Origin of the sequence: Actinopolymorpha sp. B17G11 (assembly GCF_040196095.1) — a bacterium.
Taxonomy (GTDB): Bacteria; Actinomycetota; Actinomycetes; order Propionibacteriales; family Actinopolymorphaceae; genus Thermasporomyces.
Genome location: NZ_JBEFTW010000053.1, coordinates 25709 through 35749 on the forward strand (window position 1 = coordinate 25709; position 10041 = coordinate 35749).

The following is a 10041-nucleotide window of genomic DNA, read 5'->3' on the forward strand; positions in this document are numbered from 1 at the left end:
TCGAAGCCGTCTCGCTGGCATCCGAGTCGCTGTACCCGCCGGCTCCTCCCTTCCAGGGCGGCCTGTCCGCCAAGGAGAAGGCGGTGGCCGATCAGGGTTCCTCGTAGCCGACCCAACCCAGGAGCTTGGCCATCGCCGGACCAGGGATGAACGGATGCGTCACTCCAGTCGTGTGAGCAGATGAGGCCTCACACGCAATCGCTCATCACGACACGGGAAAGGCCGAGTATGGCAATGAAAACTGCCCGCGCGGCACGAACATGGGGGGCGGCCGCGTTGGTCGCCGGTGCCCTGCTGATGGTGGCAGCACCAGCCACCGCCGCTACCACCGCCGAGCCCGCTTCACAGGCTGTGGGCACCACGTCGACCCAGCAGGCAATCACCATGCATCCTCCGGGGTGCATCGGCCAGGAACTCGTCCTGCAGTGGACGGCCATTCCGGACGCGTTCGGCTACAGGATCTTCGCCGACGGAGTGTGGTTTTCCGGTTCTCAGTCAACCATCGCCAACTTCTACGGCGTGGACCAAGACATAACCTGGACCGTTCGCGCTATCGATGAGTCGGGCAAGTACATCTCATTGGAGAGCAACGGTGTGAAGAGTCCCTGCCAGGAAGCTGGCTAACAGCACCGGAGCGGTTGAACATAAGGGCCGGGGCTCGGGCCGGTCATCTGACCAGCCCGAGCCCTTGCCGACGGCGTTTCACACACTCAAGAATCGCGGTTCACGGGCGCAGACATCGCTCGCATACTCGATATCTCCGAACAGCGAGTGCCTCAGCTGATCAAGCCGATCGGGGTGAGGACGCGTCAGGGTCACGACGCAGAGCATCCTGATCATCTGTCGACGATCACCCATATGCCTGGATGTGGTCCCACATCAAAGACGTACATCGTGATCGAGTTCGCCTGGGGACGAAGGGCCGGAGCGAGCCAGGCCGTATCCCAGAGGGAAGGTCAGTCGGCCAGTGCCGCGATGTTGGCCATCTGCTGCCGTGGTATCTCTGCTCTGGTTCGGATTTCGGTCAGATCGGCGTGCGGAACAAGACGCAGCCAGGAAACGAGCCGGTGCACGTGGACCAGGACTCGGGTTGCGGCGAGGTCGCGGTGCAGCACCTGTAGGTCGGCGTGCAGGTGTTCGCGCCACACCATCAGGTAGCTGTCGCAGAGCGCTTCGCGGTCCGAAGATGACAACGGGGCTTGGTTCCACTCCTCCACCGAGGCGAGGAAGCCGTGCAGGGTGACGAACGGGTGGCCCCAGAGTGCATTGCCGAAGTCGAAGAACCGCAGTTGTAGCGTGCCGGCCCCGCGGTCGGCGCAGATGTTCGCGGCATAGACGTCGTTGATTTCCAGGTCGAGTGGAACGGTGTTGCTGAGGGGCGCAGTGCACCGATCCAGTACGCCCGCGGCTTGGTCAGCCCGTTCCAGCGTGTCCGGTTCGGCGTGGAGTGGATGGCCCGCCGGCAACGCAGCCCAGTCGCGGGCGACAGCGCGCACCCGGTCGCCGGCGGCGCTGGGTGGGAGCACGACAAGCCCAGGGTGCTCGCCCACCTCGAGGTGGCCGAGCAGTGAGCATTGGAGCCGGGCCAATGCGCGGACCACGGTGCACCGGGTTGACTGATCAGCGACGTCTTCATGGTCGAGTGTCGTTCCGTGGTCGTTGGTGAGCAGCCAGCCGCGGGACCGATCTACCGCGATCGGCGCGACGACGGCATCGGGTGCCAGACGTGCCAGGGCAGCAGTCAGGCCAGCCTCGAACCGATGCCCGGGATTGGTCTCCTTGAACCACACCAGCCCCTCGGAGGACCGATAACAGCGGACCACGGACCACAAGCGGGCTCGGTAGGTGACGGGTTCGCCGATGATCCAGCGGCCCTGCTCGGCGAGCCGACGGCTCACCCATGCATCTACGGTGCGCGTCCACTCCGGTGACGTCCAACGGCGAACCCACCGACCCTCGGCGTCCGGCCCCAGCGGTCTTGCCGGTGGAGGATGGTGTCGTGGCATGGCCCGGGACGTTAGCGCCTGGGTACGACACTCTCCGGACAGGGATCTCACGGACGGAACGAGAGACGACGGCGGTCCTCGTATGTCTGAGCACCGAAGGAACTCTGCACGTTCCCTATCGGGTCGCGACTGACCCACTGTGAGCAACGCCGTGAGCAAAGCGTCCCGCGAAGCCAGCGCCCATGCAGGAGCTGCGGACGGCCGCACGTCCGATCCGCGTCGGCGCCTGTGGCTCATGGTTGGCGCGCCAAGCGACCCGTCAATGGGCCCCCGCGGACGACCTGGGCGGATACTGGCGGGATGCAACATCCCAGGCACGAAGAGGTCGCTGCATTCCTCGCCCAGCACTCCGGCGGCACTCCCAGCGACCTGGAGCCCCTCACCGGCGGAGCGTGGTCATCGGCATGGGCCTACCGAGCGGGCGGCGAAGAGTTGGTGATCCGCTTCGGCCGTGAACGTACCTGGTACGAAGCCGACCGGATGGCTATGGCCTTCAGCGGACCGGATCTGCCGGTACCGCAGGTCAGGGAGGTAGGGACCACGCCGACCGGGCAGGCCTACGCCATCTCGGTACGTCATCACGGGCGGTTCCTGGAGGAGACGCCGGTCGAGCGCGCCGATGCCGTCGCTCCCACCCTCACCCGCCTGCTCGTCGCGCTTTACCGGGTACCCGCATCCCCCGGTACCCCGGTGATGTGGCACCCGGCAGGCGCGCCGGCCCGCAGTTGGCGCGAACTTGTCCTCGCCAGGCTGGTGGACGATCCGGGGAACCGGGTGCACGGATGGCGCGCCGCCCTGGACGCCGACCCGAAGCTCGCGGCCCTGTCCGCAGCGGTCTGCGACCGGGTGAGGACGCTGATCGCGGCCTGCCCCGAGCGCCGCGATCTCATCCACGGTGATCTCCTGCACGGCAACGTGCTGGTGAGTCCGGACTGTCGCCGGATTCAAGCGGTGCTTTCCTGGAAGAATTCGCTACGCGGTGACTTCCTCTACGACGCCGCCTGGTGCAGTGTCTGGGGGCCCGTGTTCTACCCGGGGATCGCCGCCACCGACCCGCTGTCCGGACTGCTCCAGGACCCAGGCCTACGAGCCGACCAGAGCGCCCTCGTCGACGCCGCCGTACGCCACCACTGCTACGAGCTGCAGATCGGCTTCACCCACCTGGGGTGGAACATTCGGACCTGGGACCAGAAACATCTCACCGCCACCGCCAGGCTCCTCGCCGAAATCCTCGAACGCGGTCCCTGCCCTCGACCGGCGCCTGAGCAGACAACCGCCGACAACATCGGACGCGAAGATCCGAACCAGGGTGGGGCCAACATTCGCGACGCCCGACGTTCGCCAACATGAGCCCGCCTAGAGTGGGCGCCAGGGACGTCCCCCAGGTCACCCTCGGATCCATCAATGTCGAAGCCGCGGATCCGTACGCACTAGACCCGAAACAATGTCCGTTTAGCCATGGCCTACCCAGGGTCATGATCAACGTCCGGTGGAGATCCCCACGGACGCCGTGGGCCGGTCAGCAGCGATCGGGCCACGACTTATTATCCGCGGTGCTTTGTCCACAAACCGGCGAAGATGCCGGTTTGCGATACCGTCAAGGCCTCGTGTCACCGGGCCAACCCACAAACGTTCGGGTTAGCGGGAATGCACACGGATTACGTGGTTGCAATCCTGGAGTCATGCCGTCCCTGCGTTGCCTCGTTGTCGACGACAGCGCGCAGTTCCTCGCGTCCGCGCGAACCCTGCTCGAACGCGAAGGCATCGCCGTCGTCGGCGTTGCGTCGACGATCGTCGATGCTCTCCGGTGCACCGAAGAGCTCCAGCCGGACGTCGTGCTGGTCGACATCAACCTCGGCGACGAGAGTGGCTTCGAACTCGCCCGCCGCCTCGACGAGCGCAAGCGGACGCAAGCGCCACCCGCAGAGCGGCCGGAGATCATCTTGGTCTCGACTCACGCCGATGACTTCGGGGAGCTCATCGCCGCCAGTCGAGCCCGTGGATACCTAGATAAGTCAGACCTCTCGGCTCATGCCATCCACGGTCTCGTCAGCGGTGACGGCCACGCATAGCAGCCCCGACGCCCGCCCCGGCGTAATCATCGTTCGCGAACGCGCATACGTCGGGCGTCGGCCGTCCGAATACGCTACCGATGCCCGGCTCAGCCGTTTTTCCGGAAACGTCAGCGACTCCCTGACAATCCCGAACATGGCGGGAGTACCGCGTGCTGAGCCAGGCCAACACCTCGTTGCGGCGTCGGAACGTGACGAGCTCGTGGACGAGCGCAGGACACCGGCGCACCGCCTGGGTAGCGCAGGTCGCAGTGGGGCGCCGCTAGGCTGGACTGATGAACGGCAGGCCCGAGCTGATCGATGACTCGGGGAAAAATCCTTTTCCGGCGTCCAAGGGCCGCGTGGTGGTCGCCGACGACGATCTGCTTGTACGCGAAGGAATTGCCAGCCTGCTCCTCCGGTCCGGCTTCGACGTCGTCGGGCTTGCCGCCGATGCCGAGCAGCTCATGGCCAAGGTCCGCGAATCCATACCCGATCTGGTCATCGTCGACATTCGGATGCCGCCCAGCAACACCACAGAAGGACTTGCGGCGGCCCGCACAATCCGCAAGGAGTTCCCTAATATAGGGATTCTGGTGCTATCCGCATACGTCGAAGTTGAGCACGCCCGTGAGCTCCTAGCGGAAGGACGCCGAATCGGATATCTGCTGAAAAATCGCGTCGCCGGCTTAGCAGAATTCCTCGAAGCGCTCGATCGGATATGTCGAGACGGCACAGTTGTCGATCCCGTACTGGTGCAAGAACTCCTTGCAGTGCGCCGCCGACACGATCCCCTGGAACAGCTGAGCAGCCGCGAGCGCGAGGTGCTCGCGCTCGCGGCTGAAGGGCGGTCCAACCTCGGCATCGCCCACAAGTTATGGGTGACCGAGGGGACGGTCGAAAAGCACATTCAACACATCATGACGAAACTACAGCTTCCGGATACAGGTGATGATCACCGGCGGATACGTGCCGTGATCACTTTTTTGGAAAGCACCCAGGAGGACAGCCAATAGAATCCCAGAAAGGGTCGATCTTGGGTCGGCCATTTTCGCTGCGACCTGCTTTGAGGGAGCGGGCGCTGTCATCGACGAGGAGGCATTGCCGGCCATATCCTCAAGATCCCCGGCTGTCCTTCTGTGCGCATCCCCGCTAACTACCGCGCCCCAGCCTGCTGTTGCACCGTGTTGAGGAACTGATCCACCGGCACCTGGCCGTTAGTCGCCGGCACGCCGTACTTTGTGAACAACTGATTGACCTTGTTCCACGACTTTGTCGTGGCGTACGGGACCGAACTCCGCACCGCCGCGTCCATGCTCTTCTTGGCGCCAGGAACGGCGTTCCTGTACCAGAACTCCTGCTGCGCCTTGCGGGCCGGGAACGCACGGCCCTGCTCGGCGAGGTACTGCTGCGCCTCGGGACCGGTGATGACGGAGATCGCCTGCATCGCCTTGTCCGGCGTCTTGCAGTTGGCCGAGATCCCGAACCCGGAGCCGGCGGTTACGCTTTTCGAACCATTGGCACCAGCTGGAATCGGCGCGATGCCTATGTCGAACCTCGCCAGCCTCTTCGCGTTGATGAGATCCCACGGACCGGTGACCACCATGGCGGCCCTACCGGCGACGAACTGGCTGAACGGCCACGTCAGGTCGCTCGTGGGCGGGACCGCTGGCGCGACCTTCTCCTTCTGTACAAGCCCGGCGTACCACTGAGAGGCCTGCCTGAACCTCGGATCCGTCAACTGCAACTGGCCCCTGTCACTGACCGGTAGCGCGCCGTTGAGCGACCTAGTGAAGGGGACCACAAAGTCAAGGTACGGATAGGCGGCAAACCCGTACTGCGATCCGCTGGTGAGCTTCTTCGCATCAGCCAGGAACTCATCCATCGTCCAACCAGGCTTCGGTTCGGCCAAACCAGCCTTGGCGAACGCCGTCTTGTTGTAGAACATGATACGCGGACCAAAGTCATACGGCACCGCGACCTGCGTGCCGTTGACCTTCAGACCGTCCACGATCGACTTGTCGAACTGTGACAACTCGACATCGTTCGAGGCCAGCATCGAGTCCAACGGTCGCAGCCGATTGCCGAACTGCGGGTTCCGCATGCTTTGCATTCCCAAGATGCATGGAGCATTGCCCCGATCGACTTGCGCCGGGAACTTGGTCCAGTAATCACTCCAGCTCGTCGTCTGGAACGTCAGCGTGATGTCCGGATGCGTCGCTGTGACCATGTCACTGACGACCTTCCACGCCATCACCTCCTCATCCGAACCCGACCACATGAACCACGTCATGTGCGTCCGGCCACCCGCTGTATTACCCTCCGAGGCGTCACTCGACCCACAACCGGACAGCACGAGCGCGACGAGGAGCGCGAGTACAGCACTCCCGGCGCAGATCGCCTTCGTCCTGATCATTGGTCCTCCGCCTTTTTACATTGCAGGATTCTTTCTCTGAGCAGACCTCGACGACGGAACTGTCGCGCCAAACTAGGCCATCCCGTCGAGTCATAGAATTTCGAGCATAGCCGTCACGAGCGCGGTGGCCCACACTCCGGCGATCAGCATGCTAACCAGCACATAGAGCACTCGGAGGTGAAGCACCATTTCGTACGGATAGAGCAACGCGACGAAGCTGGTTAATGCAGCCACAACCACCAGGCTTGGCCGAAGCCTGTTAAACCAGCGCAGAACGGGAGTAATCGTTACCAGCCTTACCATCTCAAGGCTCCTTGAACTGGATCCTAACAGCCGTAGTTGGCCTGGCTTCTTCGGCCAAAGTTCGGGAAGTTCAGCGTTGGTTCAGGTGCCTTCGATGTTTCCTTCCGCTTGCAAGACGCGTATGCACTCGAGTCGGGATCGACTCCAGCGCCCACCCGCACGCACGCGGTCGCCTCTCCTGAAAGTCTCTCGGACTCCGCGGCGCTAAGCGTCAGCGCAGGCCGCGATCTGAGGTGAGGGCCTGCTGCCAGCGGCATAGCACCTGCTCGCTCGAAGGCACCAACGCGGCAACGCGGTTCGGCCGACTCGCCTTAAATACACAATGTGGGTCAGAAGTCCGGAGTCCTGGGGCTCCGAAGAGTAGCCCCAGGGGTTAGTCGATCTCGACGGGCAGCTCGACCTGCAGGAGCGTGCCTTGTCGCGAAGGGCTGATGATCTCGAGCGACCCTCCCATGGCCTCAACCCGGTCTGTCAACCCGATCAGGCCCGATCCACGAACCGGATCGGCGCCGCCAACACCGTCGTCCCGCACCGACAGATGCAATCGACCGTCCCGGATGCCGGCCTCGACGCGGGCGACCGACGCGTGGGCATGCTTTGCAGCATTCGCGAGAGCCTCGGCCGCCACGTAGTACGCCGCCGCCTCCACCGGCTCGGAGAGCCGGTGCGCGATCTCCACGTCGAGCTCCACCGGAATGGTGGACCGACGGGCCAGCGTCTTGAGTGCGGGCCCCAAGCCACCCTCGGACAGGATCGCTGGGTGAATGCCACGTGAGGTCTCCCGAAGATCCTCCAGCGCACCAATCAGACCTCCCACGAGCTCGCCCATGTCCGCGCGCAGCTCCGGTAGCTCAGGCGGGACGCTCGCCTCGACAGCCCTAAGGTTGATCGTGAGCGAGACGAGGCGCTGCTGTATGCCGTCATGCAGGTCCCGCTCGATCTGTCGTCGCGTCTGGTCGGCGGCGGCGACGATCCGCGCCCGGGAGGCAGTCAGCTCGGCCCGCGCCTGAGTGTTGGCGATCGCGGTGCCGACCAGTCCGGTGAACTCGCCCATCCGGACGTCCGCGCCCTGCGGCATCGGGCGGTCGTGTGGCGACAAGGCGGTCACCGCTCCCCAAAGCTTCCCCTCGACCATGATCGGGGAGCCCACCGCCGAGTAGGGGCCCGGCCCCGGCAGAAATCCGGCGACCCAACTGAGCTGCTCCGTCTTCCGCGCCGGCTGTCCACTCTGCCGCACGATCGCGGCGACAGTCCCGCCGATCGCGATGCGTCCGCCGGCCGGCACGGGATCGCCTTCCCGTGTCCAGCCGCTCATGACAGTGGCTCTGCCATCGGCCTCGAAGCGCAGGAGCCTCGTGGCCTCGGCACCCAGGAGCAGCCCGACTTCCTTCGCGACCGCGGCGAACACGTCATCCGGCGACGTCCCATGCGCGACAATCGTCGCCACACGCCGCAGCGCAGCCTGCTCGTCGTTGATCCGCCGGAGTCCGTCCCGGCTGCGCTGCAGCGACTCGGCCATCGAGTTGAAGGAACGCTCGAGCGCGCCGATCTCCCCAACACCGGTCTGGGACATACGGGTGCTGAGGTCACCGCCAGCCAGCCTCCCTGCCATGGCGGCCACCCTGCGGACGGGGCCGACGATCGCTCTGGTCAGATAGCCCGCGAAAAGGACGACGAGCACGATCGATCCGGCGAAGCCAACCGAAGCCGCGACGATCGCCTGCCGAGCATCGGCGTCGGCTCTTTCCTGGCTTGCTGTGATGGCGACGCGCTCGACCGCCGCGAAACCGTCGAGCTCGCGCCGGAGCGCGTTGACGCGCCGCCTCCCCTCCTCCGTCGCCTCCACGCTGCTCGCGGACGCATCCCCTTGCCGCACGTCGCTCACGAGCGGGGCCGCGTAGCCCTGAATGTACGACGTACCGGCCTCGAGGACCCGACGTGCACGGCTCCTCTGACCAGGCTGGTCGGCAAGGCGCACCAGCTCCGATGCGTCGGCAGGAAAGCGGAATCGGGTGGCATCCCACGGCTCGAGATAGCGCTCTTCACGCGTGATGACGAAGCCTCGCACGCCGGTCTCGAGGTCGATGATGTCCCGCTCGACTAGGTTGGCTGCTGCGAGCCTCTCACGAGAGTGCCTCAGCACCTCCGCCGACTCGCGCATGTCGCTGACGGCGACGACGAGAAGGGTGAAGACGATGCTGACGATGGCCGTGAGCAGGCCAGTCGCACCGATCATGCGACCCGTCATGCCGCCGATCATGGCTGCCACCGGTACGCGTGTGGCGCGGCGGGGCCGAGCCGAGTATCCGTGCCGTCGACCGACGGTACGCTGAACGCGATCGACGCACGGACACTCAGGGCCGGGACGTCAGACCCGGCGGCGAACGCAGCGGTCACCAACCCTCCCCATGAAGGTCCCCACCCCCGCCTCCCTGTGTGCTCGCCGTCGAGGCTTGGCTGAGATGACCGCCGGGATGACCATGGAGGGTCCGGACCGCCCGAAGCGGGACGGCACCGGTCCGTTGCGAGCCGGGGGCATGTGATGCTGGCCGACGACAATGACCTCCTGCTCCGCGGGGGCGTGGCAAGCTTGCTCACCCGGTCGGGATTCGGCGTGGTGAGACTGATCGGCGCCGGCGCAAGTCTCGTCGCTTGGTCCGCGAGAAGCCCCAGACTTGGCCATTGTCGACATTCGGATGCCTCCCACACACGACATCTAAGACTGCATGGCCAGAGCGATCCACAGAGAACTCCCGCAGATCGGCATTCTGGTACTTTCACCCTACGTCGATGCCGAACATGCGATGGAGCTGCTCGCCAGTGGGCAACGGGTTGGCTATCTGCTCAGCCGGTTTGTGCTAGTTCAAGGCGATCTTGGAGTTGGCGGAAACGGACTAGAAGACGCACGCGGTGGATACTTTCGGCGCTATTCAACTACATACTCTGGAAGGCATCCGGATGGCTTCACATTCTCAGACTGGGCGCCGTGGCAATGCGCCCCATCAGCGAAGAGATGCAATCGATCCTTTCGACAACTACGTGCGTTACTGCTTCGCGTAAGCGAGACGACTGTGCTGGATGAAACGATTGCGATGAGATCCTCAGCGTTGTGGTTGATGGCGAGCAGGACTCGAGACGCTAGTGCCTCATCCGGAAACGTTGATGACGTAATCGTGTCGTGTTGACCGGTCCGGTGGTGAGTCTGGAGGCTTGCTGCTGGAGGTGGTGATGGCTCGTAAGCCTGAGGTGTTTGTTCGGCCGTTGG

8 protein-coding genes are annotated in these 10041 nt (G+C 64.5%); 4 read left to right on the forward strand and 4 right to left on the reverse strand.

The window, feature by feature from the left end; genetic code table 11:
* Positions 1-234: 234 nt before the first annotated feature.
* A complete protein-coding gene (locus tag ABN028_RS32610) occupies positions 235-624 on the forward strand; it encodes a hypothetical protein (protein WP_349331246.1) in 390 nt (129 codons plus the stop codon).
* Positions 625-956: 332 nt separating this feature from the next.
* On the opposite strand, the gene ABN028_RS32615 is transcribed toward ABN028_RS32610, so the two are convergent.
* Positions 957-1898, reverse strand: coding sequence for a hypothetical protein (locus ABN028_RS32615; protein WP_349331245.1), 942 nt, complete (start codon positions 1896-1898; stop codon positions 957-959).
* Positions 1899-2306: 408 nt separating this feature from the next.
* Between ABN028_RS32615 and ABN028_RS32620 the strand changes: the two genes are divergently transcribed.
* From ABN028_RS32620 to ABN028_RS32630, 3 genes are all read left to right on the forward strand, one after another.
* Positions 2307-3356, forward strand: coding sequence for a phosphotransferase family protein (locus ABN028_RS32620; protein ID WP_349699274.1), 1050 nt, complete (start codon positions 2307-2309; stop codon positions 3354-3356).
* A gap of 332 nt (positions 3357-3688) precedes the next feature.
* Positions 3689-4078 carry a LytR/AlgR family response regulator transcription factor gene (locus tag ABN028_RS32625; protein WP_349331243.1) on the forward strand — a complete coding sequence of 130 codons (390 nt, stop codon included), beginning with the start codon at positions 3689-3691 and terminating at the stop codon, positions 4076-4078.
* A 275-nt stretch (positions 4079-4353) separates the two neighbouring features.
* Positions 4354-5073 (forward strand): response regulator transcription factor, encoded by a 720-nt coding sequence (locus ABN028_RS32630; RefSeq protein ID WP_349331242.1) that lies wholly within the window; start codon positions 4354-4356, stop codon positions 5071-5073.
* Positions 5074-5213: 140 nt separating this feature from the next.
* On the opposite strand, the gene ABN028_RS32635 is transcribed toward ABN028_RS32630, so the two are convergent.
* The 3 genes from ABN028_RS32635 to ABN028_RS32645 all read right to left on the reverse strand — a co-directional run bounded on the left by ABN028_RS32635 (position 5214) and on the right by ABN028_RS32645 (position 9024).
* Positions 5214-6350, reverse strand: a complete 1137-nt coding sequence (locus ABN028_RS32635) for an ABC transporter substrate-binding protein (RefSeq protein ID WP_349699275.1) — start codon at positions 6348-6350, stop codon at positions 5214-5216.
* A 213-nt stretch (positions 6351-6563) separates the two neighbouring features.
* Positions 6564-6776: a hypothetical protein gene (locus ABN028_RS32640; protein ID WP_349699276.1), complete on the reverse strand. Its 213-nt coding sequence runs from the start codon at positions 6774-6776 to the stop codon at positions 6564-6566.
* 373 nt (positions 6777-7149) lie between these two features.
* Positions 7150-9024, reverse strand: coding sequence for a CHASE3 domain-containing protein (locus tag ABN028_RS32645; protein WP_349699277.1), 1875 nt, complete (start codon positions 9022-9024; stop codon positions 7150-7152).
* Positions 9025-10041 lie beyond the last annotated feature (1017 nt).

Bases quoted from the DNA above. Each gene is read 5' to 3' on its own strand.
- ABN028_RS32610 (WP_349331246.1), top strand. From the start codon at position 235: ATGAAAACTGCCCGCGCGGCACGAACATGGGGGGCGGCCGCGTTGGTC.
- ABN028_RS32620 (WP_349699274.1), top strand. From the start codon at position 2,307: ATGCAACATCCCAGGCACGAAGAGGTCGCTGCATTCCTCGCCCAGCAC.
- ABN028_RS32625 (WP_349331243.1), top strand. From the start codon at position 3,689: ATGCCGTCCCTGCGTTGCCTCGTTGTCGACGACAGCGCGCAGTTCCTC.
- ABN028_RS32630 (WP_349331242.1), top strand. From the start codon at position 4,354: ATGAACGGCAGGCCCGAGCTGATCGATGACTCGGGGAAAAATCCTTTT.
- ABN028_RS32635 (WP_349699275.1), bottom strand. From the start codon at position 6,350: ATGACGTGGTTCATGTGGTCGGGTTCGGATGAGGAGGTGATGGCGTGG.
- ABN028_RS32640 (WP_349699276.1), bottom strand. From the start codon at position 6,776: ATGGTAAGGCTGGTAACGATTACTCCCGTTCTGCGCTGGTTTAACAGG.
- ABN028_RS32645 (WP_349699277.1), bottom strand. From the start codon at position 9,024: ATGACGGGTCGCATGATCGGTGCGACTGGCCTGCTCACGGCCATCGTC.